Genomic DNA, 25,579 nt, shown 5'->3' with positions numbered 1-25,579 from the left:
AATATTTATCGGGAGGTTATTATGCAGGAAGTTATTTCGTCTTTCGCCAAGGACTTGTTCGCAGGCAAGCGCGTGCTGGTTTCGGGTGCAACGAGCGGCATTGGTCTTGAAATGGCGCGCGGCTTTGCTGCTCTTGGCGCGTCGGTTGCCGCAAGCGGCAGCTCGGTTGCTAAGATCGAAAAGGCAGTGAAGGACGAAGCCAACAAAGGCATCGAGTTTTATGAACTCGACGTGCGTAGCAACGAAGACGCTATTGCGTTCATGGACAAGCAATCGCGCATCGACGTGCTGATCAATGCACAGGGTGTCGCACGCGATCAGACGGAATGGGAAAACGACGTGTTCAACGATGTCATGGACATCAATCTGAACAGCGTGTTTCGCCTCACTATGGCGGCTTATCCAAAGCTGAAAGAAAGCAAGGGTTCGGTCATCGCCATTGCATCGATGCTGAGCTATCTGGCTGACGTGGGTGTGCCATCCTACACCGCCAGCAAAACCGGTATTCTCGGCCTAACCCGTGTTCTGGCGCATAAGTTTGGCCCGGATGGCGTACGCGTTAATGCAATCGGACCCGGCTATCACCGCACCGATATGACGCGCGGTTTGTGGGAAAATCCGGCAACGGAACAGCCAATTGCACAACGCGCCGCCTTGAAGCGTTGGGGCGAAACGGATGATCTGGTTGGCGCGGCTTTGTTTCTAGCTTCGCCAGCGGCAAACTTCATCACTGGCGTGACATTGCCGGTTGATGGTGGTTTCCATAGCGGGTGCCTGTAGTGATATTTGAGGCGGCTTTCGGCTGATTTGCCTCACCAAGGCCGCCTTTAGTTTCCGAAAATAGTGATAATAAGCCGATTAGCGGTATTCTCGTTATGCGGGAATTTCTTCTCATGTCTTGATAGCGCCATTAGTGAAAGCTTATGGCGCTTAATCTGTTTGTATGTACGGCTTTATTGTGTAATTTTATTACATAATACCTATGAGAAAAGTTTAAATATCGTCGAAGTTCGACTTATCCTTAAAAATTAATACATAATATGAAATTGACATTGTCATAAATGTATATTTACTACCGATTAGAGGAGTCTGTTGGTTATCGCAGTTTCGCGCTGAGGCGACAGAGGACAATACAGAAAACAACAATGGGAGGTTGTTATGAGACTGTTTTCGCGCAGTTTGGCTCGGGGGCTTTTTACCATCGCAGCGACAGCATTCGCAGTGAGTGGCTTTACTGCCGTCAGTGCCAATGCTCAAGCGCAGGTCAGTGCCTGCGTTATCACGAAAACGGACACCAATCCGTTTTTTATCACCATGAAAAATGCGGCGATCGAAGAAGCCAAAAGGCAGAACATCAAGCTTTCCATGTATGCTGGACGTGACGATGGCGACAGCATCAGCCAGATCGAAGCGCTCGAAACCTGTATTCTGGCGGGCGTCAAAGGTATCTTGATTGATCCGTCAGATAGCAAGGCGGTGGTCCCTGCAATCGAAAAGGCGCGTGCGGCGGGGATTATGGTCGTGGCTTTCGACAGCCCGGTTGAGCCGTTTGATGCTGTTGATGCGACATTTGCCACTGATAATTTTAAGGCCGGCGAGTTGATTGGCAAATGGGTTAAGGCGAAACTCAGCGATGACGCTGCGAATGCTCGCATTGCCTTCCTTGATCTCAATGCTTCGCAACCGACGTTGGACGTTCAGCGCGATCAGGGTTTCATGACCGGCTTTGGCATCGATACCAAAAACGTCAATGTCATTGGTGACGAGGACGATAAGCGGATTATCGGCCACGACGTAACGAACGGTAATGAAGAGGGCGGCCGTTCAGCCATGGAGAATCTGCTTCAGCGCGACCATACAGTCAATGTCGTCTATACGATCAATGAACCTGCCGCTGCTGGTGCATTTGAGACACTGAAGTCGCTCGGCATGTCCGACAAGGTTTTGCTCGTTTCCATTGATGGCGGGTGTCAGGGTGTGAAGAACATCAAGGCAGGAACGCTCGCCGCAACCTCGCAGCAATATCCTAGCCAGATGTCTGTTCTAGGTATCCAGGCCATTCGCAAGTGGGTCGATACTGGTGAAAAGCCTAAGCTGGAAAACGGCGCGCATTTCTTCGATACAGGTGTTTCGCTCGTGACCGATGATCCGGTTGAAGGTGTTCCATCCATCAGTGTCGATGAAGGTCTGGAGAAGTGCTGGGGCTAATCGGGCTCTGGTTACTGTAAGAGCGGTTTCAGGTGCATTAACGCTGATGAAATCGCTCTAACCAATCGTTTTGACGCATTATCCAACGCAAATCCACGGCTCATTTTTAGCGGAAATGTATGCGCTAGACCTTTACCGGACATCTGGCCACCGGTCGTTGAAAATCTGCAGATGCAGATTGGTATTCGCTGGAAGAGTTCACAGGCAAGACCATGACACAAGTTGACGACTATGAGAGTGTAATACGCAACAGCGATACACGCGTTGTGCAATTTCAATCAAAACGATCCATCGGGCGCCGCATACAGGAGAGTATTCATGGCAATCCTGCAATCATTCCGCTTCTCATCCTGCTGTTGACGGTGATCGGCTTTGGCCTGCTCACAAGCGGTCGCTTTTTCTCCGCTTTCACCCTGACGCTTATTCTCCAGCAGGTGGCAATTGTGGGGATTGTGGCGGCGGCGCAGAGTCTGGTTATTCTCACCAAGGGTATTGACCTGTCGGTGGGTGCAATCATGGTTCTGGCATCCGTTGTGATAGGCGCGTGTGTATTTCGTTACGGCCTTCCAGCACCGCTGGCAATTGCTATTGGTCTTGCGCTCGGCGCATTTTGCGGCTTCATCAATGGCGTTCTTGTATCGGTTGTGAAGCTGCCTGCGTTTATCGTCACGCTCGGCACATGGCAGATATTTCTGGCCAGTAATTTCATTTATTCCGGCAACGAGACAATTCCAAGCGCCCGTATTTCCGAAACGGCGCCGCTACTGCAGTTTTTTGGCCAGTCGATGCAGTTCGGCGGCGCCGTCCTCACCTATGGCGTAATTGCGATGGTGCTGCTGATTGGTGTGCTCTGGTACGTGCTCAATCACACCGCCTGGGGTCGACATGTTTATGCGGTGGGTGATGACGCGGCGGCAGCTGAACTTGCGGGCGTTCGGGTGCGGCATATGTTGATCAGTGTCTATGTGCTCTCCGGCGTCATCTGCGCATTTGCAGGCTGGGTTCTGATTGGTCGCCTTGGTTCAGTCACACCGACTGCTGGCCAGTTCACCAATATCGAATCCATCACAGCCGTGGTGATCGGGGGTACGTCCCTGTTTGGCGGCCGCGGTTCAATTCTGGGCACGATTTTCGGGGCGGTGACTGTGGGCTGTTTTTCTCTGGGGCTGCGTCTGGTTGGTGCCGATCCGCAATGGACCTATCTGCTCATCGGCGTCTTGTCGATTGTGGCAGTTGCCATTGATCAGGGGCTAAGGAAGGTCAATCTATAATGTCTGTAAATCCAATCTTAAAAGCTCGTGGTTTGACAAAGCGCTATGGCCATGTTGTGGCGCTCGATGGTGCCGACTTCGACCTGTACCCAAATGAAATCCTTGCGGTCATTGGCGACAATGGTGCTGGAAAATCATCGCTGATCAAAGTCTTGTCAGGCGCTACAAAGCCTGACTCCGGTAATATCGAGTTGATGGGCAAGCCTGTGCATTTTCGCTCGGCACTTGAAGCGCGGGAAGCTGGCGTCGAAACGGTTTATCAGAACCTTGCTTTGTCTCCTGCTCTCTCGATTGTCGATAATATGTTTCTTGGGCGTGAAATCCGCAAACCAGGTTTTGCAGGCAAAGTGCTGCGTGGATTGGATCGCAAGAAAATGCGCGAGGTTGCGCGCGACAAGCTTTCTGAACTGGGCCTAATGACAATTCAGAATATCGATCAGCCGGTCGAAGGACTTTCCGGTGGCCAGCGGCAGGGTATTGCTGTCGCACGCTCCGTTGCTTTCGCTTCGCAGGTCATCATTCTCGATGAGCCGACAGCGGCTCTCGGAGTGAAAGAATCACGCAAAGTGCTCGATTTGTTGCTGGATGTGAAAAAACGCGGTCTGCCGATTGTGCTCATTAGCCATAATATGCCGCACGTCTTTGAAGTTGCTGATCGCATCCATATTCAAAGGCTTGGAAAACGAGCAGCGGTTGTAAAGCCATCGGAAATATCGATGTCAGATGCGGTGGCAATTATGACCGGTGCCAAAACACTCTGATGCATTTTTTGCACGAGTGTTTGCTGGATAGAAGTGAGCTGGCCGGAGCCTATTTAATATAGTGCTCCGGCTTTTTTGCTCGGAGGCCTTTATTTCTGGCTCGATGCAGTCTGGCGTTCGATGAGTTTGAAGCCGACATCGACGAGTGATGACGCTACAGGACGTTCTTCTGTGTCGCCTTTCTCGAAAAGATTGAGCAGTAATTCTCCGGTTTTCACGCCAATTCCAATCGCGTCGACACGTATTGTTGTTATCGCAGGAACCGATTGGCGTGCGATATCGAAGTCGCCAAAACCCATCAACGACAATTGCTCGGGCACTTTAATGCCACGGCGATGACATTCCATCAGGGCGCCGAAAGCAGAAATATCCGACACTGCAAAAACGGCTTCAACATCAGGTGCGCGCTCAAGCAGGGTTGAAAGAGTTCGCGCGCCGTGATCATGCGAAACGGGTGCTGTTCCTTCGCGAACGATCAGTTCATCACTCACCCCCGCTTCGCTCAAAACAGAGGCAAAGCCCATCAGTCTGCTTTCACCACGTAAATCGATAGCATCGGCGTCAGTGCGTGAACCGAGCGCGCCGATGCGTCGATGTCCGAGCGATAAGAGATATCGTGCGGCAGCGCGCCCTACTTCGTAATTGGAAAAGCCGACTGAATGGTCAATAGGCTTGTCAGGCTTGCCCCATATTTCAACGATTGGAATATCGGCACGTAGCAGCATTTCATTGGCAGCTTTTGTATGAACTGTTCCCGCGACTACAATCGCATCAGGGCGCCGCTCAAGCATAGCACGAATAATGCGCTCTTCTTCTTCGAGCTTATACATCGTGAAGCCGATCAGTAGCTGGTAGCCTTTCGGGCGTAAGGATTCTGCCAGTCCTTGAGCCGTATCGGCAAAATTGGAGTTCGTAAGGGTTGGCAGAATGGCCGTGATAAAGTTGGTGCGTCGCGAAGAAAGGCTACCCGCAACCCGGTCCGGGACATAGCTTAGCTGCTCGATGGCTTCCATCACCCGTTTGCGGGTCGCTTCAGACACGAGATCTGGGTCTGCGAGCACGCGTGACACAGTCATTTGCGATACGCCCGCGAGGCGGGAAACGTCTCGCATGGTTGCTTTTCTGGCGGGCGAGGTGATCATGCAAAGTCCTGTTTGATCGGTTGGTTCATCACACGGTCAGGGTCACTTGAGTCGTCGGTATCTGCTCGTAAACGACATGGTAGAAGCGCCCTTCGAACATTTCCATCATCCTGTCTGTGATGACACGTCCTTCGAGCCGCACAGGCGAAGCTAAGGCTTCTTCCACTGCCGCCAACGACGGATAATCTATTTCTTGCACCATGGCGATAGACGGTGAACCGGGGTCCACATTCAACATGCGCATGACCCGCACCGCTTGCGCATTTGGCATGCGTTTCCAGACCGGAAGCAACTGTTCTTTCACGATGCGAAAGAATTCCTCCTCGCGTCCAGGGTGAATTGTACCTTCAAAAATTGCTGAGCGTGTATGCATGAAGAGTTCCCTGCGAGCCAGTTTTGGTATTGCAATGATATCGATAACATGCACTATTGCAAACAGCAAGAATAGGAATGACTAACTTCGCAGTGGGATCTGAGTTCAGGTGTTAGGATTCGGCATAATTAGACGATCCGAAGCGATTTACCTGGAACTGTCGCGCTGCAAGGAGATCAAGATCGAGTGTGGCTTTAGGGGTAGTAATTCTTGAGTTTTCGATGTTATCGAAAACATCGAACAATAATATAAGAGCGAATGTCAACGTATAACGATGATGTCTTGCTTTCATTCAAGGAGGATTGAGTGAGGGTGGGAATTGGAGGAGAAATCATGCGTATTCTGAAAACAATTCGTGACTTAGCCATGGGGTTAACAATGGCTGGTGTGGCTGGCATGTTCAGTATGGTCGATGCCCATGCTGTGACTATCAGTGATATTACGGCTCGTGGTACCGTCAAGATAGGCGTTCTGACAGGTGCCCCACCGATGGGTATGGTTGATGAAAAGGGTAATCCAACTGGTTACGACGTAGACGTCGCCAATCTGCTTGGTACCTATCTTAACCTCCCGGTTGAAGTTGTCCCGCTGACGCCGCCAGCACGTATTCCTGCTCTGCAAACCGGCAAGGTCGATTTCCTCGTTGCAACGCTTTCTCCCACGGGCGAGCGCGCAAAAACCGTGATGTTCACCCAGCCGTACAATGCGTTCAATATGGACATTATTTCTGGTCCTGATCAGAACTTTGCCAAGCTGGAAGATCTGGCTGGCAAGCGTGTGTCGGTAAACCGTGGCTCGACCCAGGAAACAGCGCTCCGTAAAGCAGCAATTCAGGGCCTCGAAATCGTTGTCTATGAAGATGATTCAACAAGCGCGCAGGCATTGATTGCCGGGCAGGTGGATGCCGTCGCGCTCCCTTCAACGGTTGGTGAAGCGATCATCAAGCAGCGCCCGGAAGCAGGTCTTAAGGTCGGTTTCACCTTCTTCCAGCAGGGCAATTCAATGGCGACCAAGCTTGAAGATTTCGAGCTTCGTCAATGGCTGAATACCGCTATCTATCTGATGAAGATTTCCGGCGATCTGGACAAGATTGCGGTGAAGTGGACCGGCCGTCCGATGCCAGACCTGCCATCTTTCTGATTGTTTTCCCGTCGGTGCCTCAGCGCACCGACGGATTTTTATCACATCGATGCATAGAAGAATCCGCACAAGCGCTGATATTCAGCGGGAGGCCGGACCATGTCCTACACTTTTCAGTTCGGGGTCATCGCCCAATACCAGGATGCGCTGCTGGCGGGCATTTGGCTGACGATCAAACTGTCAATCATGTCTATCATTTTGGGTTGCGCAGGTGGCGTTTTGTTCGCCTCGCTGCGGTCAATGAATAGCGGTATAATTCGCTTTCTGATCGATGCTTATGTCGAGATCATACGCAATACGCCATTTCTGGTGCAGTTGTTTATCATCTATTTCGGTCTGCCTGCTGCAGGCTTCCGCGTGGGTGCTGAAGTCGCGGCCCTCATCGGCATGACAATCAATCTTACAGCCTATTCCACGGAAATCATCCGCTCAGGCATTGAAGCGGTACATAAATCGCAGATTGAGGCTGGTGAGGCACTCGGGTTCACACGACTGCAGATTTATCGCCATGTGATCATTCTGCCAGCCTTGGCAAAAGTCTATCCCGCCTTGTGCAGCCAGTTCGTGTTGATGATGCTCGCATCCAGCGTCTGTTCGGTGATTTCAACGCAGGAACTCGCCGCATCTGCCGCCTTTGTAGAATCGCAAACCTACCGCTCATTCGAGGTCTATATCGTCGTGACCCTGATTTATCTGGGGTTAGCATTGTGCTTGCGCGGGGCCCTTGCGCTGGTCGGGCTCTGGCTGTTTGGTCGTCGGGTTGCCCGCCGAGCGGTCGTAGCAATTCCGGAGGCCTCAGCATGACGTTTAGAAGTTTTGGTCCCGACGAATTTCTGTTTCTGCTTACGGGGTTGCAGTGGACGGTATTGCTGACCGCGATCGCATTGATTGGCGGTGGTATCGCTGGTTTTCTGATCGCTTTGGCTCGTGTTTCAACAATCAAATGGCTGCGTGTGGCCGCTGGCACTTACATCCAGATTATTCAGGGCATTCCGGTGCTGATGATCCTGTTCCTCTCTTACTATGGTTTGAGTCTTGCAGGGTTTGATTTGCACCCTCTACTGGCTGCCGGGGCATCGATGTCGATATATGCTTCGGGCTATCTGGCAGAGATTTGGCGCGGCTGCATTCAGTCGGTTCCCAAACAGCAGTGGGAAGCATCGGAGTCTCTCGCTCTGACCCGTGTTCAACAATATCGCTATGTGATCCTGCCGCAAGCTGTTCGCATATCGTTACCGTCAACGGTCGGTTTTGCAGTACAGGTTGTCAAGAATACCTCCATCGCGTCGATCATCGGCTTTGTCGAACTCGCCCGCGCAGGCACACTCATCAATAATGCAACGTTCCAGCCATTCCGCGTATTTGTGGTGGTCGCAGCGCTCTATTTTGCCGTTTGCTACCCATTGTCATTGCTATCGCGCTGGCTGGAAAGGAGGCTTAATGTCTGAAGTCATCATCAAGAATGTGCACAAGAGTTTCGGTAGCGTCGAAGTGCTTAAGGGCGTTTCGCTTACGGTCGAGCGCGGAGAAGTTTTTGCTCTGATCGGTCGCTCAGGATCGGGCAAAAGCACATTGCTGCGTTGTATCAATGGGCTCGAGAAGATCAACTCCGGTGAGATCGAAATCGCCGGGCACAAGGTGACAAGTGACGCGGCTCAGTTGCGTAAACTGCGCAAAGACGTGGGTATCGTCTTTCAAAGCTATAACCTGTTTCCGCATCTGACGGTCGGCGAAAACATTATGCTCGCGCCAAAAATCGTGAAGAATGTTTCAAAAGCCGACGCTCGTAAAAAGGCCGAAGAGGTTTTGAAGCTCGTCGGGCTTTCTGAAAAATTCGATGCTTATCCTGATCAATTGTCTGGCGGACAGCAGCAACGCGTCGCAATTGCACGCTCGCTGGCAATGCAGCCTAAAGTCATGCTGTTTGACGAAGTGACATCGGCACTCGATCCGGAACTGACGGAAGAAGTGTTAAACGTGATGGAAGAACTGGCGCGTGGTGGCATGACGATGATCCTCGTTACGCACGAAATGGCGTTTGCCAGACGCGTCGCGACGAAGACCATCTTCATGCATCAGGGCACGATCTGGGAGGAGGGGCCTTCAGCTGAGCTGTTTACCAATCCAAAGACAGCTGAACTTCGTCAGTTCGTCAAATCGGACGTCAAATAATTCCCGAAATATCCAATAAAGAGAAATAGTATGTCCGTTGAAATACTCCAGCTTTGCCCGTTGATCCCCGCAATGGAGCTAAGCCTGAACGAGCAATATAAAGTCCATCGCTGGTTCGAGGTCAAAGACCAGAATGCCTTCCTGAATACACATGCTGACAAAATCAAGGGCGTCGTCACCGGCGGTCATATTGGGATTCCAAATGAACTCGCAGATCGCTTGCCTGGTCTTGAAATCGTTGCCATCAACGGCGTCGGGTTTGACAAGGTCGATCTGCCAAAGGCACGCCAAAGAGCATATCGCGTTTCAAATACGCCCGATGTTTTGACAACGGATGTCGCTGATACGGCGGTTGGTCTCATTATCGCTCAGGCGCGCCACATTGCGAGTGCTGATGACCATGTCCGTAAGGGTAGCTGGCCAAAGGCCGAAATCGGGCTTGGTACACGCGTCAGTGGGCGTCGCTATGGAATATTTGGGCTCGGTCGTATAGGCAAGGCAATTGCCCGGCGGCTGGAAGGCTTTGATGGTCAGATCAGCTATACAGGCAGGGCGAAACAGGATGTTGCTTACGATTATTACTCGAGCCTTCTGGAACTAGCGCAAAATTGCGATGTTCTGGTGATCGCAGCCGCAGCCAGTGCTGAGACACGCCATGCGATCGATGCTGACGTGCTCGCGGCCCTTGGATCAAATGGTGTGCTGATTAATATCGCGCGTGGTTCTCTTGTCGATGAAAAGGCGCTGGTTAAGGCCTTGCAGTCCGGGCAACTTGGTGGTGCCGGACTGGACGTCTTTGATAATGAGCCAACGGTTCCTGCAGAACTCTTTGACATGCCCAATGTGGTGCTGACACCGCACATCGGCAGTGGAACGCATCAGACCCGAAAGGCTATGGCTGATCTTGTGTTGGCAAATCTGAGCGCGCATTTTAGCGGCAAAGAACTGGTGACTCCGGTCGTATAGCCAACATTTCAAACAGGCTGAAAACAATGAAGGCGACCAATGGCCGCCTTTCTTACGATAGCTTGCCGTCGAGCAGGCGCATCATTTCGGCGGAATCCTTGTCGCCCAATCCTGCCGCACAGAGAAGCCGGTGAATTTCAACAACCTGACCGGTCATTGGTAGCGGGGTTTTCGTCTTCATGGCGAAAGCTTGGAGTGCGTCCAGGTCTTTCAGCATATTGTCGATGCGTCCGGTAAGTGTGTAGTCGCGGGCCGCGAACTTTCCCATGAACTCCTGCATGATACGGTTGTCGGCTCGTCCGCCTGCCAGTGCTTGTGGAATGATTGCCGGGTTCACACCGCCAGCTTCTGCGAGTTTGACTGCTTCCGCCATGGCCTGAAATGCTACGGCACAGAAAAGCTGGTTGATGAGCTTGGTTGTCTGGCCCGCTCCGCTTGGGCCCATCAATGTATAGTTGGCGCTAAGATGTTGCATCACGGTATAGGCGTGATCGAAATCTGCCTTTTCTCCGCCCGCGACGATGGTCAATTCGCCAGTCAGTGCGCGCGGTGCGCCACCTGAAAGAGGGCAATCAACCCATTTCATGCCGGTTTCAGAGGCGAGCTTCTCGGCCATCTTCACGGTTTCTGACGGATCGATGGACGACATATCGATGAGGGTTTTCGCCGCCGATGCGGCTTGTGCAACACCACCTTCTCCAAACACAACGCTGCGCACGATATTGGCATGGTTGAGGCTCAGAATGACAAAGTCACTATCTGCGGTAGCTTGAGCCGGGGATGCTGCGGCTGTTGCACCTTTGTCGACCAGCCTTGCGACTTTATCCGCATCAAGGTCAAAAACGCTCACCTGATTGTCTGTTTCCAGTAATCGGGTGGCGATTGCTGTGCCCATAATGCCTGCGCCAATCACAGCAACATTTGAAGTCGTCTTCATCACTCTTCTCCCATGACTGACGCCAGTTTCTGCAATCAAACGCTTGCGGTCATACCGCCATCGACATGAAGCACTTGACCATTGACGAACGACGAGGCGTTACCGCTCAAATAGATTGCTGCACCCACCAGTTCTTCGACATTGCCCCATCGACCTGCCGGTGTCCGCATTTCAAGCCAGCCCGTGAATTCAGGATTATCGACCAGCGCCTGATTGAGTGGAGTTTTAAAATAGCCCGGAGCGATAGCATTGATCTGGAGGCCATATTTTGCCCAGTCTGTTGCCATGCCGCGCGTCAGGTTGCGCACTGCGCCTTTCGTTGCAGTATAGGGTGCGATGGATGGGCGGGCTAGTTCACTTTGAACTGAGGCAATATTGATAATCTTGCCGTGTTTACGACCGATCATATGACGCGCGACGGCTTGCCCGACGTAAAAGACGCTGGAAACATTGGTTGCGAGTAATTGTTGCCATTTGTCGTCGGGAAAGTCTTCAAGCGGCGCACGAAATTGCATGCCAGCATTGTTGATGAGAATTTCGATAGGCCCGATTTCGCGTTCAATCGCGTCGATGCCTGCCTTCACCGCTTCAATGTCGGTGACGTCGAAATGGGAGGCATGTGCCTTGTGGCCCATATTGTTAAGGCTTTGAACTGCCGTTTCGACTTTGGCATGATCGCGACCGTTGATAACTACTTCGGCACCATGCTCGGCGAGACCCTGAGCCAGAGCTAACCCGATCCCCTGGCTTGAGCCGGTAATCAGGGCCAGTTTGCCCGTCAGGTCGAAGAGCGGAAATGTCATTGGTTCCTCCCGGATATTCAGATGCTTTAACAGTGATCGACAGTATTGTTCTTGCATAAATGTTATCGATAACATATGCAAGTTAGATCAGGGAGGACCGGATGAAAACTGTCGTCATTCACGCAGCGAAAGACCTCAGAATTGAGGAGCGCGAACCTGAAGCTGTAAGCTCAGGTCAGGTCGAGATTGCCATTCAGGCAGGTGGGATTTGTGGTTCCGACCTCCATTATTATAATCATGGCGGTATTGGTGCCATTCGCCTGCGCGAGCCGATGATACTTGGTCACGAAGTGGCGGGAACCATCACAGCTCTGGGGAGTGGTGTGAGTGGTTTGGCTATTGGCGATCAGGTGGCCATCTCGCCAAGCAGGCCGTGCAATGCCTGTCAATATTGTCTCAAGGGCATACAAAACCACTGCCTCAATATGCGCTTCTATGGCAGTGCCATGCCTATGCCGCATATTCAGGGTGCCTTTCGTCAAAGGTTGGTTGTGGAAAGCTGGCAATGCCACAAAGTCGCCGATAGCATCTCCATTCATGAAGCTGCATTTTCAGAACCGCTAGCTGTCACGCTTCATGCTGTCGCGCGCGCTGGATCTCTGCTGAATAAGCGAGTTCTTGTAACCGGTTGTGGACCGATTGGCGCTTTGATTGTGATTGCAGCACGCGCCCATGGTGCGCGCGAGATCGTGGCAACAGACGTGATGGAGTCTGTTCTCAAAAAGGTGAGGGAAGTTGGCGCAGATCGCACTATTAATGTGGCGTCGAACCTCGAGCAACTGGAGAGTTATGCCGCAAACAAAGGTTATTTCGACATCATGTTTGAAGCGTCTGGGAATGAACACGCGATGCGGGCAGGACTAGAGATCTTAAAACCGCTTGGCATTCTGGTACAAGTAGGCCTCGGTGGCGACGTCTCCATTCCGCAAAATCTAGTCGTGTCGAAAGAGATCGATATGCGCGGCTCGTTCCGTTTTCACGAAGAGTTCGGCCTCGCGGTCGATATGATCAACCGCAAAGCCGTCGATGTGAAGCCACTTTTGAGTTCGGTCTATCCGCTTGAAGACGTTCTCTCAGCTTTTGAGATTGCCGGGGACCGCAGCCAATCCATGAAGGTTCAGTTGAGTTTTTAAGACTTAGTTGCCGGGAGCTCTCGCATAGCGGTTCATCCCAATGTCTCGTGACGTTGCACGGCGGTGAATTTCGGCCATGGTCGAATGAAACGCTGCGTTGCGTTGCTCCAATTTGGCATGCTCTGCGAGGTGAGCCGGAACGAGTTCACGAATTTCGGCGAGGATAGCGGCCTCATCGATTGAGCGCATACGACCTTGATGAACGATGATTTCACCGGCGACCATAACAGTCTCGATTGATGAACCGTTCTCTGAATAGACGAGATGCCGTGCAATGTCATTGAGCGGGGTAAAGCTGAGTGTAGTGAGATCGAGTATCACTAAGTCTGCTGCTTTGCCGACTTCGAGTGAGCCAGTGACGTTTTCGAGCATCGCACTGCGCGCACCGTTGATGGTGGCCATCTTTAGAATTTCGTCGGCATAGATCCACTGTTTGTAGTCTGGGCCAGATACACTATGGATCAGTCCTGCCACACGCATAACGTCGAAAATGCGCGCGGTATCGTTTGAAGAAACGCCGTCCGTTCCAAGTCCGATGGTCACACCTGCATCCATCAGCTGGCGAATGGGCGCAATGCCTGCGCCGAGCTTCTGATTGGAAATAGCGTTATGAGCGATGGAGCATCCGGCCGCGCCCATCAATTCTATGTCTTGTTCGCTGACCCAGACAGAATGCGCAACAGTAGTGTTACGCGAGAGAACCCCCAAATCGTGCATGTAAGAGATTAGGGTTTTGCCATAGAGTTCGTGGCCAGTAACAGCTTGGGTTTTTGTTTCCAGAATATGGGTATGCAAAGGCACGCCCATGTCCACAGCAAGCGCGTAACACGCCTGAAGCAACTCCGCTGAGCAACGTTGTGGTGCTGATGGTGCCAGCATGAAATTGATACGTCCGGCTGTGCCGTGCAGCGTCGAAAAAGCTGAACGACAATAATCCATATAGGCGTCAGCCGACATCGGTGGCCCGAAGTCGAGCTGCTTCTGCAATTCGAGCGGCGTTACTTCGCGGGCATAAGGCAGCGCATCCAATGTATGAATATTCATTGCAGCGCTCGACACATTGGCCCTAATGCCAGCGTCTTCATATGCTTTGAAAACTGCTAAAAGCCGTGAAAGATCATGTGCAGGGGGGTCGAAGAAATCGTCGCATATGGTTGTGACGCCATTGCGCAATGACTCCATCGCTAAAAGCAGGCTGCGAAGATAAAGCAGTCTTTCATCAATGACTGGCCCCATTAGCAACGGATAGGCATAGAGCAACCAGATTTCGAGAGGCATGCCTTCATAGCGCCCGCGAAAGAACGTCTCGCTGGAATGGGTATGAGCGTTGACAAGACCAGGCATGATCAGCCGGTTCTTGCCATCAATAATGGTTGCATCGGGAGCAGACGCGATTTTTTGCCCGATAGTAGAAATTCGGCCGTTCTCAATCAGGATGTCGCCCTGAAATGGGCGACTTCCATGCTGTGCGCACATTGTCAGAACAGTCGCGTTTTTGATTATCGTCTGCTTCTGTATCAAGGTCATCGATCCGTCCTGAAATATTACACTCTAATTCTCTTACTGATCTCGCAACTCACTAAAACCGCTGACAGCTTTTATGCCACCGCGTAACTGTGTGCTGACCCATATGCCGACAACAGTGGCAATGTATGGAAGCGCAAGCAGGAGATCATGCGGAACGCGATCGCCGAAAGCGAGCTGTGCCCTGATGCCAAGCGCACCCACGACTGCGAAGAATGTGGCAGCCAGACTTGCACCAATCGGATGGCCCGCACCGAAAATGACGGCGGCAAAACCCATGAAGCCGCGACCGGCAGTCATGTTCTGAGTAAAGATCTGAAGGCTACCCGCTGCAAGTTCTGCACCCGCAAGTGCACATAATATCCCGCCAATCATCAGTGCGACGAGGCGCATCACAGCTGGATTGACGCCAACGCTGCGCGCAGCAAACGGATGCTCACCAGCGGCAGCCAGACGCAAGCCGAAGCGCGTTCTCCGCAAGACGACCCACATGGCGATGACAACAAATGGCATCATCAGAACGAGGACCGAAAGAGAACCGTATGCGCCGAAGGACGGGCCCAAACGTGGTAGACCGAAAGGGGCGCTTACGGCTGCTTGTGTTCCGAAAATCGACTGTACGGCAAGAGCTGTGCCACCAAGACCCAATCCCGTGAGCCCGAGACCCGCAATGATCTGATTTGCTTTGAGTTTTTCGATCACAAACCAGAACAGGATCGATCCGACAACACAGACGACAATTGCAATCAGAAGTGCCAGCCAGATCGATTGTGTGAGTACAATGCCGATGATTGTCGCGCAGGCACCTGCGATCATCAGGCCTTCAAGGCCCAGATGCCAGATACCGGTTCGCTGAGCGATGACGCCTGCAAGGGTGACATAAATCAATGGTGTACCTGAACGCAGGATCGCGATTACGAAGTCTTCCATATCCGGCCTCCGAGTTTTGCTATCCGGTCGACGACACTGGATTTTGCGGTAATGAAAAGAGCAATAGCTGCATTGATGATGTCGATTGCCGAGGAAGGCAGACCAGCCATAATGGGGAGATAAAGAGCGGCTGACGCGAGGCCACCGAAAAACAAAGCTACAAAAGCGGTTCCGACAACAGAGAAATTGGCCACAAGTGCGATAAGGATCGCCGTAAACCCATGCCCCGGCAGGAAGCCGCCGGTCAGACGACCGTTGGGGCCCATGAATTCAATTGTACCTGCAAGACCTGCAAGGGCACCGCTCAAAAGGAAACTGGTAAGTCCGATACGCCATGTCCGCGCACCCTGCCATTGCACCATTGTCGGGTTGCGCCCGGCGAGTCCCGACAGCACGCCGAAAGCCGTTCGATTGACTAAAAACCACATCGCAAGACCAACGATAACGGCGATGGCAATGATGGTGGGCGATAGTCCGAGAGAGTCGCTGATGCGGTAGACGCTCGCAAGTGGGCGGCTCGATGCCTGCTGTCCTGTCCGGGAGGGGTCTTTGAGAGGCCCCGCCGTGACATAGAGGAGAAACAGCCCCGCAATGAAATTTCCCATGAGGGTGGTGATGACTTCATCAGCGCCGGATTTCAGTCGCAGCAGTCCGGGCCAGAGAGCCCATAACGCGCCACCGGTCATGCCAGCAAGGAAGCAACCGGTTATGAGGACTGGCGCTGGCGCACCATTCAGCCATTCGGCCATGAATGCAGCTGCAATGGCACCCATATAGAATTGCCCTTGCGCACCGATATTGAAGTAGCCAGCGCGAAAGGACACGGCCACACCAACCGCTGTGATGAACAGTGGCAGGCCCCATCGCAGAGCCTGTTGCAGCGCGCCGGGCCGCAGGAAGGCGCCTTCGGCAATCGAATGGAACATCAGTCCTGTTGAGTAACCAGCAGCTTGAAAGATGATGCCACAGAGCGCGAGGCCGATCAGAATGAAGATCAGCGCGCGAAAAACGGAAACGAGCCGGTCAATCATTGATGGACTCCTGTCATAGCGGCACCAACCGCAGCAAGGTCGTAAGGCGGTCGGAATTCGGCGACGATGCGGCCTGAAAGCATGACGATAACGCGATCCGAGATGTCAAAGATTTCATCAAGATCAGATGAGATGAACATCAATCCGCAACCGCGCGCACGTGCCTTGCGCATGGAATCCCAAACGAAAGAGGTCGCACCGATATCCAGTCCGCGAGTCGGTTGCGCTGCGAGTATAAGCCGTGCGTCCTGATCCATTTCGCGAGACAGAATGACCTTCTGTGCATTGCCACCCGAAAGCGAACCTGCGCGTTGGCTTACTTCTGAATAGCGCACGTCCCATTCTTTGAGAGCCGTGTCGCATTGTTTACGGATGGTTGCTGGACTGATTGTTGACAACAGCGATTTCTGAAGAAGGCTGCGTGCAGCCCAGTTTTCCCAAAGCGAACTGGTCAGGCTGAGGCCTTCTACATTGCGTTCAAAAGGAATTATGCGCAGGCCGGCTGCTCTTCGTGCAGCAAGAGGTGCACTGGTTAAACTCTTACTGTCGATAGTAATGTTGCCATCCAATACATCTGCCATCGCGGCAATCGCGCGGACCAACGTTCGCTGCCCATTGCCTTCAACACCCGCCACACCGATTATTTCGCCGGGGTGAATATCGAGATTAACCTGGTCAAGCGCCGGACCTTCCGGGTCGGGCCGCGTTGAAACATTAGTCATGCTCAGTATTGGTCTGCTTTCTTGCACAACCACGTCTTCATGTACGTGTGTGACGATAGTCGTGCCGGTCAGTGCGGCTTTATCGTCCTCATTGAGATTTTTGGCGGCAGTAGCACCTATAATCAACTCGGCTAATTTGTCGGCATTTATCCCTTCACAGGGCAGTGGTCCATCAACGAGCTTTCCACCACGCAGGACCGTAACAGTATCGGCAATCGCAAGAACTTCTCTGATCTTGTGCAGAATAAGGATTACTGTAACGCCGCGTTCTTTAAGACGGCGGACGCGCTCAAACAGTTTGTCTGCACCTTCCGGTGACAGAACTGCGGTCGGCTCATCGAGGATCAGGAGCTTGGCATCGGAGACGAGAGCACGCGCGATTTCAACGCCTTGCTGAGTTTCAACCGGCAGGTCGCGGATACGCTGTTGGGCTTTCACCTTCACATCAAGCGCGTCGAGATGTGGTTGCCAGCGCTTTTCCAGGCTTTTTTTTGAGAAGAGACCTCCACCTTCTGCGCCGAATTGCATGGCCTCGGCAACGGTGAAGGACGGTGGAAGCGCAAAACTCTGATGCACAAGTTCGACGCCCGAACGACGAGCATCCTTGACGTTGCCGCCCAGTAATGGGCGGCCATCAATTTTCAGTTCGCCAGATGCTGGACGAACGAGGCCAGCCAGAACTCTGGCGAAAGTCGTTTTTCCGGCGCCGTTCTGGCCAACGACGGCGTGGATCTTGCCACGTTCGAAGACGGCTCCGACATCGGAGAGCGCAACGATGGAACCGTATCTCACGGTCACGTCGTGGCATTCGAATATGGGGGGGCTGGCCTTGTTCATAGAAGCATGATCCAGTCGGAAATCAGAGCGTTGTATTGAACGGAACTTTCAGTGATCCGTTTAGGATCGCTGTGCGTGCCGCTGCTATTTCCGGTTCGACTTCTTTTGCCTTGGCGACAAGGTCTGCCGGTCCCTGCTCCGCGAAAAGCGGTGACGGAATAAAATCGATCACACCGGTTCCAAGCCCCGTATGCTCATGCGTGCCGCCAGCAAAATCTTTTCCGACAGCCTTGGTGACTTCATTATAGAGCGAATTGCCGAAGTCGAGACCTACGATCGAAATCACGTTCTTCGGGCCTTGGGGGAACTGAGCAGGATCAAGCACGCTTACGAGGCGTCCTTCGCCTTCTTTCGCTGCAGCAATAATGCCGAAATCGGTTGCCGCAGCGTCCGTCTGAATGAAATCGATGCCGCTTGAATACATCTGTGTCGCGATTTCCTGACCCTTTGCCGGGTCTTGGAATGAACCTGCAAAAGCAACCGCCACAGATGCATCCGGACGCACAGACAAAGCACCAGCCTTGAATGCATTATAATCGGCGTTGATTGGTGGAATAGATACGCCGCCGATGAAGCCAAGCTTACCGGATTTGCTTAGGCGCGCTGCAAAAATGCCTGACAGATAACAGCCAAGATAATAGTCATAGGAGACTGTTACGACGTTTGGAATTGCAGGCTCAAAAGGATCGGCGAAGAGCTGGACCCATTTGGTATTTGGATAGGAAGGGGCTAAAGCCTTAAAGGGTTCTGCAACTTCGTTGAACGTTGAAACAATCACGGAAGCGCCTGCATCGCCCAGAGTGCGGAAGATAGTTTCGTAAGTCGCAGGGTCCTGCGCATAGACAGCGCGTGACTGAAAGCCGTGTTCGTCGGCAAGTTGCTTGAGCTTGGCAATCATAGAATCCACAGCACTCGCATCACCTGCAGCCTGCGTATGGACAAGCGCGACGAGCCCACCTGCGGCATAGGATGCTGCGGTCAGCAGGCCATTGGTCATGCTGAAAGCGGCCAGGCCTGCCGTAGTCTTCAGAAAGCTTCTGCGGTCGACGGAGCGGTGCAGTAGATTAATTTGATTTGAATCTTTGTTCGTCATGTTCCCATTTCCTTGCTCTGGAAGTTCGGTATCCGAATTTTTATTGGGGCGGCTCACGCGCCGCCCTTGGTTTTACGGATGCAATGTTGCATTCGTCTGCTTATGCGCCGGGCGAAAATGATGCCGGGTTCATAATCATCACGTCCTGCGTCTGGATTGCATCAAGCGCCCAGACACCGGAGATAAATGTTTGCCATTCGGGATCAGCATACATGGCGGTACGCCGCGCTTCGCGATCTGCGAGACTATCATAGCGCCACATCAGAACAGTCCGGTGGAGATGCCCGATTTCGCTGACATAGAGGCCGAGAAACGTATTGAGGTGCCGTTTCTGGATCGGCAGACCTTCGGTTTCATATTTCTTGAGCCAGCCTTCGACTGTGCCGGGCTTGAAAGTATAAGTGCGATGCTCGACGATCATTAAGAGGCCTCCTTGAGAATGAATTCAGCGGCGCGCTCCCCGATCATGATCGCCGGAGCATTGGTGTTACCGCTTGAGATGATTGGCATGATTGAAGCATCTGCAACGCGCAGGCCTTCAATGCCGTGAACTTTCAGCTGCGCATCGACAACTGCCATCGGATCGTTGCCCATTTTGCAGGTGCCAACCGGATGGAACGTTGTCATGGCATTGGCGCGCAGCCATTTGGTCAGTTCCGCATCGGTCTCCACCGCCGGGCCGGGAGCGAGTTCCTTACCACGATATTTGTCAAACGCTTTCTGCTTGATGACATCCCGCGTCATGCGGATGGCGTTGATCATCGTGCGAATGTCGAACTCGGTTTGCAGATAATTGGCATTGATGCGCGGACGGTCCATCGGATTGGCTGAACGCAGACTGATCTGGCCGCGACTTTCCGGATTGACAGGACCGACACGCAACGAGAAACCATGATTGGCTTCTACGCGTTCCTTCTTGAACGGGTTTGGGAAATGTAGGTTTGCGGTCTTTTCAAGCGCAGGCATGAAATGCAGCTGGATATCGGGTGCTGCAAGATCAGCGCGTGACCTAACGAATGCACCTGCCTCGTAAGGGAAGGTCGTGGTGATACCTTCCCCAAACAACATTCCCTGAATGACCGATAATGTCAGTTTGTCGGCGCGCAGATCAGAATAGAGCGTGACTGGCTCGCGGCATTCATAAGCCATGACACAATCGACATGGTCCTGAAGGTTCTTGCCAACGCCGGGCAGGTCCTGCACGACCTTGATGTTGTGTTCGGCCAGTTCGTTGGCTGCGCCAATACCCGAAAGCATGAGGATTTGCGGGGAGTTGACCACGCCTGCCGACAGGATGACCTCACGATTTGCGTGGACTTTGGTGACATTGCCTTTTCGGCTGTACTCGACTCCGATGGCGCGGCCATTTTCGATCAGCACACGTCTCGTGTGGGCGCGGGTAATGATTGTCAGATTTGGGCGTTTCTTCGCAGGACGCAGGAACGCATAGGCCGCAGAGCAGCGCTTGCCTTTAGTAATGGTAAAGTCGTATCGACCAAACCCTTCCTGCTCTTTGCCGTTAAAGTCGTCGTTCAATGGATACCCGGCTTGTTCGCCAGCTTCGTTGAACACGTCGAGCAAACCATTCCAGCCGCGGGCGCGGCAGACTGTCAATTCGCCTTCAGTGCTATGAAAATCATCCTTACGCTGCACATGGGTTTCAGATCGCAGGAATGCCGGAAGTACCTCATCATATGACCATCCCGTTGCTCCCATTTGCGCCCAGCGATCATAGTCGTGACGGTTTCCTCGCACATAGATCATGCCGTTGATTGTGGAGGTGCCACCAAGCACTTTTCCACGCGGCCAGTAAAGTGAGCGGTCATTGAGGTGCGGCTCTGGCTCTGTGTGATAATGCCAGTTGTAGATGCCCGAATGAAACAGCTTGCCCATCAACATGGGGAGCCGGAACAACGGGTTGAGGTCCTGCCCACCAGCCTCCAGCAAAAGCACCTTGTTGGCCGGATCGGCGGAAAGGCGATTGGCGAGAACACACCCAGCCGAACCGGCACCGATGATGATATAATCGAATTTCTTCGTTGCGGCCATGTTACCAAGCGATGGGCTGAGCACCCATCTCCTCCAGAAAATCGTTACAAAGAATGAATGGATTGGGACGGGCCAGTACTTCGTCAGCGCGAGCCGGATGATCGCGCAGGACACAGCGCAGATTTCCGCCTACTGTTTCGTCAATGCCTGCCAGTTTGAGTGCTTGTGCGGCCGCGTCGCCAAATCCGAGAAACACCAACGGCTTTCCACGTGCTGCAAGGGCCAGCAGTGTTTCTACGATCAAAGGTCTCCAGAGAACCAGGTGGCCTTGTGATTGATGAGGGTCAATATCGACCTTGAAACGGGTCAGTGTCAGCGAAGCATTAAGCAGCAGCGCGCCTTCCGAAACCCATCGATCGGCAATTTTGGAAGGGTGTTCCAGCTCGACTGTACCGTTTTCAATTGCAGCCAGTGTCTTTGGCCAGTCGTTGAAACTCCGCGCATAAGACAAGTCGCCCGTACGTGCAGCGACAGTTTGTTGTGTGTAAGCGCGGATGCTTTTGGAGAACATTTTGTCGAGCTCGTTCCAACCCGCAAGATTTCCCGCTTCAAAAGCGCGTCCGGTCGCAAAGCCCGGTTCAGGATAGGGGTCCTGACCAAGGACCACGCAAGTCACTTGGTCTGGGGAAATGCCATCGAATGCGCGCAAGCAATGAGTTCCGACAGGCATTCCCGGAAAGTGTTTTCCACGGCGAACGGGAAAAATTGGCTCCCATACTTCCAGTTCCAGTTCGGACGGGATTCCTTGGAAATTGAGTGCGGCATGTCCGAGCAGAGTACGCCATGGCTCATGCAGATCGGCAGACCAATCTGACAGAAACTCCTCCATTGCAGCCCGTAGCAGCATAGCCATTTGCACCCTCCCCAAGGTCGCGGTCATCAGGCGTTATTCAGGAACCTGACCGTTTTGTCAGCTTTTTATGAAAAGAAGTTGACCATCTTGTCAACTTCTTTTTTATTAGTGCTTCGATTCCAAAGGTCTCATACAGTCGTATTGATAGGCCTGTGGATGATTGCGCGTTAATGAACGGGGCAATAGGTCCGGGATAAGATATTTAAAAACAATGGGATAACCAATGGTAGAGCAAAGCAGATCGGTTGAAATGGAGCCTGCACATCAGGCGGCTTCTGATGAGCCGATCAGAGCGAGAAACGTTCTAAAGATACTCACAGCTGCCGTTGAGATTTTTTCTCGCAAGGGTCTCGATGGGGCGCGTATCGTTGAAATTGCGAAGGCATCGGGGCTGCCCAAGGGCAATGTCTATTATTACTTTTCGTCCAAGGAAGAGATTTATAACGCGGCGATTGACCAGCTGATTCACAGCTGGGATGATGCGTTCAGGCATATTGCAGCTGACCGTGAACCGGCGGAAGCGATTGAAGCCTATGTCCGTGCAAAGCTTAATCATGCATGGGAAAATGCAGCCGAAACGCGCCTTTTTGCCAATGAGATACTGCAGGGTGCAGAGCACCTTTCTATAAACGCACGCGAACACATGCGGCGCGTCACATCAGAAAAAGCAGGCGTGATCGATGCGTGGGCCGCACAAGGCAAAATTGTGCCTGTGGATGCGCGACATCTGTTCATTTTGCTTTGGTCAGCAACGCAATTTTATGTCGAGTTTGAAGCTCTCGCCTGCGATGCACTTGATGTTAGTGAGCTGAAGGAAGCCGACTATGCGAAAGCTGCAAAGACCATAACCGAGACGATCCTGCGCGGACTCTTAGTGGCGTAGAATGCATTTGGCGCTGATATTTACAGCGCCAAATGATTGTACTTTCTTTGGCTGATTTAGTGTTTTTGCTGGCTGAGTGTATCGCGCAGTTTCAACATATCTGCGCAGACTTCTTCCAGATCCGCCACATCAAACCCGTCGGCATAGCGGAAGCCGTGCCGCGCAAGGACTGCTTTCAGAGCGCCCGTATATTCTGCACGACCCTCCTTGATGACGAGCCCTTTTTCCTCTTCAAAAGATGAGTTCCAGTCAATTGCTTCCTGCTGACTGACGCCTTTCGGCAGGTTCAGATGCAAGGCTCTGTTTTCGAGTTTGACCGGATAGCCACCCGGTAAACCATTTGGTCCCGGAACATGGCCGGTCCATGATTTGTTGGCCGCATAGGCCGCAATCAGAGTGACGCCGCTTGCGCCGGAAATTTCGATTGCCGGTTCGGTGGTTAGTTTCACTGCTTCAAATTCCTTGAAGACGTCAGTGATTTCCTTGCCGTCAATGAACACCCTACACGGGCGAGTGCGAATCCGTTCGGCAGCGTGTTTGCGCCATGCTGCAAGGTTTTGATAATGCGCGATCACTTGCACCCGTTTTTGATCAGTGATGCCTTTCGCTCCGGCAAAGACATTGGAAAGTATAGCAACATTGCCGGTTCCACTCAGCACTTTGTAACCCATCGCAGTGATCATGCCGTTCACGACGTCTGGAAAGCCACAATTGATGAGTGCAGTTTCAGGTGAAAGCTTGCTTATTGATCTTGCCATGCGGCTTGAAATGAGCGCCTGAAACACCGCGGTCGCTGAAAGGCCACCTTCAGCGACAAGGGCTGTCCACTGGTTACCGGTATCCGAAATGACGCTGGAAGTTTGTATTGATGCGCCCTGCACGGCGATGGCTGGCTTTGTGTCTGCAATCAGCTGATCGGTTGCGCCTTCCTTCACCAGATCAATTTCATAGGTATCAAAGGTGATTGATTTACTGAACATGGCTGCGCGTGCGTTGCACGCTGTCTTCAGCCAGCTGAGGCGATCACGATTACGCCCGGCAATCACCACATGCAATACTTCTTCCGAAGTGGCAGCAAGGTCGAGCGCGATGCGACCGGAAAAAGCGCCGGTACCGGAAATCAAAACGTCAGTCTTCAGATTTTTTTCGGCTAATGTCATGGGCTTGTTCCTCCTTATTATTGATTGAGCCGGTCCCAGCAATCATCTTTGGTTTTGGGTAGCTTGTGCTTCATGATGCGCTGGCTTGGCGTGCGTTCAAACGCTTCGACGAAAGCGATGTAACGCGGCAGCTGATAGTGAGCGAGACGACTTTTCAGCCAGTCGTTCAATGAGTTGGCATCGGGTGCGCTGTCAATTTTTGGTTGGACGAAAAGCTTGATGTCCTGCTCGCCAATCTCGGCAGCAACACCGATCATTGCGCAGTCCTCCACATCAGGATGATCGGAAGCGACATGCTCAACTTCCCAGGCCGAAACATTTTCGCCCTTGCAGCGTACGCTGTCTGTCATACGTCCATGGAAGAAGAGGTTCCCGTCTTCACCCCAGGATCCCAGATCGCCCGTAAAAAAGCCGTCTGCACGTAAAGCTTTGGCAGTGGCTTCGGGATTGCGATAATAGCCGGGGAAAATAGCACCTTCGATTGAGGTGGTTACGACAATCTCGCCTTTCCCCTCTGTAACGATTGTGCCGTGTTCATCGACAAGCTTGACCGTGAACCATGGAACCGTTCGCCCCACTGCGCCGACAATGCCGCTGTCATTAAATGTGGTGAGGCTGGAGGCTTCTGTCATGCCGTAGCATTCTCTAATTTGAATGCCGAAACGCTCCTCAAAAGCCCGCCAAACTTCCGTCGCGCAACCACCGCCCCATGCGATGCGCACGTTGTGATCACGGTCTTTTTCCGATGGTGGTTGTTTCAAGAGGATCTGGATGATGCCGCCCAAATGGTGGATATGAGTTGAACTTGCCTGTCGCAATTCATCCCAGAAGCGGCTGGCGCTGAAACGGTCAGAGATTGTGAGGGTGACGTTTCGTACAAGTGGCAAGAGCAAAACCTGCGCTCCGCCAATGTGGAAGAATGGCTCCCACATATAAAAGTCGTCATGGTCTTTTGCATCCGAGCACACTGCGACAGCTTCTGCTGCGAGACGCAGCATTCGGTGTGTTACCAACACGCCTTTTGCGGGGCCGGTTGTGCCGGATGTATACATGATTGCTGCAATATCGTCGGCAATAGGAAGTGCTGATTCAAACTGCACACTCGCTTCATAATCGGGCATTGCTGGGCTGCTGATTTCGATGATGGCGGGCAATTGGGCCGCGTCGCAATCGGCAAGGATCGAACAATATTCGCTGTCTGCAACGATCAGCGAAGGCTGGCTGTGACTTACTATATACTCCAGCCCCGCGCCCTTGAGTGCGGTATTGACGGGAATCCATATCGCGCCTGAACGCGTAACAGCGTAGATGACTGCAAGTGCTGCCGGGCTGTTGCGCATCATGACCGCAACGCGATCTTTTGGGCGGATACCGTTTTCGCGCAGCTTGTTGGCGATTATCGCAGATGCGTTCTCCAGCCTTGCAAAGCTGATGTCGCCTGTGGGGTGCCGGGCAAACAGGTTATCAGGGGTGTTTGCAGCCTTTTCCAGCAATAGATCTATGAATGTATGGGAGGTCGGCATGGTCTTTAAACCTGTAAATTTGGATTAGCCTGTCTCACATTGCCGGCCTGTCCATCAGACCAGCAATC

25 protein-coding genes are annotated in these 25,579 nt (G+C 52.6%); 11 read left to right on the top strand and 14 right to left on the bottom strand.

Annotated features, from left to right (window positions below):
- The first annotated feature begins 21 nt into the window (after positions 1-21).
- The 4 genes from QBD00_RS14970 (at position 22) to QBD00_RS14955 (ending at position 4,240) form a co-directional block, all read left to right on the top strand.
- Complete coding sequence (locus tag QBD00_RS14970; RefSeq protein WP_318579907.1) at positions 22-780, top strand: SDR family NAD(P)-dependent oxidoreductase; 759 nt, start codon at positions 22-24, stop codon at positions 778-780.
- 378 nt (positions 781-1,158) lie between these two features.
- Positions 1,159-2,208 carry a substrate-binding domain-containing protein gene (locus QBD00_RS14965; protein ID WP_264231485.1) on the top strand — a complete coding sequence of 350 codons (1,050 nt, stop codon included), beginning with the start codon at positions 1,159-1,161 and terminating at the stop codon, positions 2,206-2,208.
- Positions 2,209-2,420: 212 nt separating this feature from the next.
- Positions 2,421-3,479, top strand: coding sequence for an ABC transporter permease (locus QBD00_RS14960; protein WP_318579906.1), 1,059 nt, complete (start codon positions 2,421-2,423; stop codon positions 3,477-3,479).
- On the top strand, positions 3,479-4,240 hold the full coding sequence (locus tag QBD00_RS14955; protein ID WP_318579905.1) for an ATP-binding cassette domain-containing protein: 762 nt from the start codon (positions 3,479-3,481) through the stop codon (positions 4,238-4,240). The genes QBD00_RS14960 and QBD00_RS14955 overlap by 1 nt, the downstream gene beginning before the upstream one ends.
- Positions 4,241-4,329: 89 nt before the next feature.
- Here the strand turns inward: QBD00_RS14955 and QBD00_RS14950 are convergent, their stop codons facing one another.
- Entirely contained in the window at positions 4,330-5,352 is a 1,023-nt protein-coding gene (locus QBD00_RS14950; RefSeq protein WP_318579904.1) for a LacI family DNA-binding transcriptional regulator, read from the bottom strand.
- A gap of 58 nt (positions 5,353-5,410) precedes the next feature.
- Complete coding sequence (locus QBD00_RS14945) at positions 5,411-5,755, bottom strand: hypothetical protein (protein WP_318579903.1); 345 nt, start codon at positions 5,753-5,755, stop codon at positions 5,411-5,413.
- 333 nt (positions 5,756-6,088) lie between these two features.
- On the opposite strand from QBD00_RS14945, the gene QBD00_RS14940 reads away from it, so the two are divergent.
- The 5 genes from QBD00_RS14940 to QBD00_RS14920 all read left to right on the top strand — a co-directional run bounded on the left by QBD00_RS14940 (position 6,089) and on the right by QBD00_RS14920 (position 10,033).
- Positions 6,089-6,895 carry a transporter substrate-binding domain-containing protein gene (locus QBD00_RS14940; RefSeq protein WP_264231480.1) on the top strand — a complete coding sequence of 269 codons (807 nt, stop codon included), beginning with the start codon at positions 6,089-6,091 and terminating at the stop codon, positions 6,893-6,895.
- A 99-nt stretch (positions 6,896-6,994) separates the two neighbouring features.
- Positions 6,995-7,699, top strand: coding sequence for an amino acid ABC transporter permease (locus QBD00_RS14935; protein ID WP_318579902.1), 705 nt, complete (start codon positions 6,995-6,997; stop codon positions 7,697-7,699).
- A complete protein-coding gene (locus QBD00_RS14930) occupies positions 7,696-8,343 on the top strand; it encodes an amino acid ABC transporter permease (RefSeq protein ID WP_264231478.1) in 648 nt (215 codons plus the stop codon). The genes QBD00_RS14935 and QBD00_RS14930 overlap by 4 nt, the downstream gene beginning before the upstream one ends.
- Positions 8,336-9,067 carry an amino acid ABC transporter ATP-binding protein gene (locus QBD00_RS14925; RefSeq protein WP_318579901.1) on the top strand — a complete coding sequence of 244 codons (732 nt, stop codon included), beginning with the start codon at positions 8,336-8,338 and terminating at the stop codon, positions 9,065-9,067. The genes QBD00_RS14930 and QBD00_RS14925 overlap by 8 nt, the downstream gene beginning before the upstream one ends.
- 30 nt (positions 9,068-9,097) lie before the next feature.
- Positions 9,098-10,033: a 2-hydroxyacid dehydrogenase gene (locus tag QBD00_RS14920; protein ID WP_318579900.1), complete on the top strand. Its 936-nt coding sequence runs from the start codon at positions 9,098-9,100 to the stop codon at positions 10,031-10,033.
- 52 nt (positions 10,034-10,085) lie between these two features.
- Here the strand turns inward: QBD00_RS14920 and QBD00_RS14915 are convergent, their stop codons facing one another.
- Together QBD00_RS14915 and QBD00_RS14910 are read right to left on the bottom strand one after the other, a co-directional pair.
- The gene (locus QBD00_RS14915; RefSeq protein ID WP_318579899.1) at positions 10,086-10,970 is read right to left on the bottom strand and encodes an NAD(P)-dependent oxidoreductase; all 885 of its coding nucleotides are present in this window, start codon (positions 10,968-10,970) and stop codon (positions 10,086-10,088) included.
- Between the two features lie 35 nt (positions 10,971-11,005).
- Positions 11,006-11,773 (bottom strand): SDR family oxidoreductase, encoded by a 768-nt coding sequence (locus tag QBD00_RS14910; protein ID WP_318579898.1) that lies wholly within the window; start codon positions 11,771-11,773, stop codon positions 11,006-11,008.
- 101 nt (positions 11,774-11,874) lie between these two features.
- On the opposite strand from QBD00_RS14910, the gene QBD00_RS14905 reads away from it, so the two are divergent.
- The gene (locus QBD00_RS14905) at positions 11,875-12,906 is read left to right on the top strand and encodes an L-idonate 5-dehydrogenase (RefSeq protein WP_318579897.1); all 1,032 of its coding nucleotides are present in this window, start codon (positions 11,875-11,877) and stop codon (positions 12,904-12,906) included.
- A 3-nt stretch (positions 12,907-12,909) separates the two neighbouring features.
- Here QBD00_RS14905 and QBD00_RS14900 read toward each other — a convergent pair whose 3' ends face one another.
- The 8 genes from QBD00_RS14900 to QBD00_RS14865 form a co-directional block, all read right to left on the bottom strand.
- Complete coding sequence (locus tag QBD00_RS14900; protein WP_318579896.1) at positions 12,910-14,433, bottom strand: amidohydrolase; 1,524 nt, start codon at positions 14,431-14,433, stop codon at positions 12,910-12,912.
- A gap of 33 nt (positions 14,434-14,466) precedes the next feature.
- Positions 14,467-15,360: an ABC transporter permease gene (locus QBD00_RS14895; protein WP_318579895.1), complete on the bottom strand. Its 894-nt coding sequence runs from the start codon at positions 15,358-15,360 to the stop codon at positions 14,467-14,469.
- On the bottom strand, positions 15,345-16,391 hold the full coding sequence (locus tag QBD00_RS14890; protein ID WP_318579894.1) for an ABC transporter permease: 1,047 nt from the start codon (positions 16,389-16,391) through the stop codon (positions 15,345-15,347). The genes QBD00_RS14895 and QBD00_RS14890 overlap by 16 nt, the downstream gene beginning before the upstream one ends.
- On the bottom strand, positions 16,388-17,911 hold the full coding sequence (locus tag QBD00_RS14885; protein WP_318579893.1) for an ABC transporter ATP-binding protein: 1,524 nt from the start codon (positions 17,909-17,911) through the stop codon (positions 16,388-16,390). The genes QBD00_RS14890 and QBD00_RS14885 overlap by 4 nt, the downstream gene beginning before the upstream one ends.
- Before the next feature lie 61 nt (positions 17,912-17,972).
- Positions 17,973-19,043 (bottom strand): BMP family ABC transporter substrate-binding protein, encoded by a 1,071-nt coding sequence (locus tag QBD00_RS14880; protein WP_264231468.1) that lies wholly within the window; start codon positions 19,041-19,043, stop codon positions 17,973-17,975.
- Positions 19,044-19,143: 100 nt separating this feature from the next.
- The gene (locus tag QBD00_RS14875) at positions 19,144-19,464 is read right to left on the bottom strand and encodes an NIPSNAP family protein (RefSeq protein ID WP_318579892.1); all 321 of its coding nucleotides are present in this window, start codon (positions 19,462-19,464) and stop codon (positions 19,144-19,146) included.
- The gene (locus QBD00_RS14870) at positions 19,464-21,092 is read right to left on the bottom strand and encodes a choline dehydrogenase (RefSeq protein ID WP_318579963.1); all 1,629 of its coding nucleotides are present in this window, start codon (positions 21,090-21,092) and stop codon (positions 19,464-19,466) included. Before QBD00_RS14870 ends, QBD00_RS14875 begins: the two co-directional genes overlap by 1 nt.
- 1 nt (position 21,093) lies before the next feature.
- Positions 21,094-21,945, bottom strand: coding sequence for a uracil-DNA glycosylase (locus QBD00_RS14865; protein WP_318579891.1), 852 nt, complete (start codon positions 21,943-21,945; stop codon positions 21,094-21,096).
- A gap of 223 nt (positions 21,946-22,168) precedes the next feature.
- Between QBD00_RS14865 and QBD00_RS14860 the strand changes: the two genes are divergently transcribed.
- Positions 22,169-22,828, top strand: a complete 660-nt coding sequence (locus QBD00_RS14860; protein WP_264231464.1) for a TetR/AcrR family transcriptional regulator — start codon at positions 22,169-22,171, stop codon at positions 22,826-22,828.
- 56 nt (positions 22,829-22,884) lie between these two features.
- Here QBD00_RS14860 and QBD00_RS14855 read toward each other — a convergent pair whose 3' ends face one another.
- Both QBD00_RS14855 and QBD00_RS14850 read right to left on the bottom strand, forming a co-directional pair.
- A complete protein-coding gene (locus QBD00_RS14855; protein WP_318579890.1) occupies positions 22,885-23,988 on the bottom strand; it encodes a hypothetical protein in 1,104 nt (367 codons plus the stop codon).
- Between the two features lie 17 nt (positions 23,989-24,005).
- The gene (locus tag QBD00_RS14850; RefSeq protein WP_318579889.1) at positions 24,006-25,511 is read right to left on the bottom strand and encodes a class I adenylate-forming enzyme family protein; all 1,506 of its coding nucleotides are present in this window, start codon (positions 25,509-25,511) and stop codon (positions 24,006-24,008) included.
- Positions 25,512-25,579 lie beyond the last annotated feature (68 nt).

It is taken from the genome of Ochrobactrum sp. AN78, assembly GCF_029909885.1.
Taxonomy (GTDB): Bacteria; Pseudomonadota; Alphaproteobacteria; order Rhizobiales; family Rhizobiaceae; genus Brucella; species Brucella quorumnocens.
The sequence above is the reverse complement of the archived record's forward strand: the minus strand, read 5'-3'. Positions and strand labels throughout refer to the sequence as shown.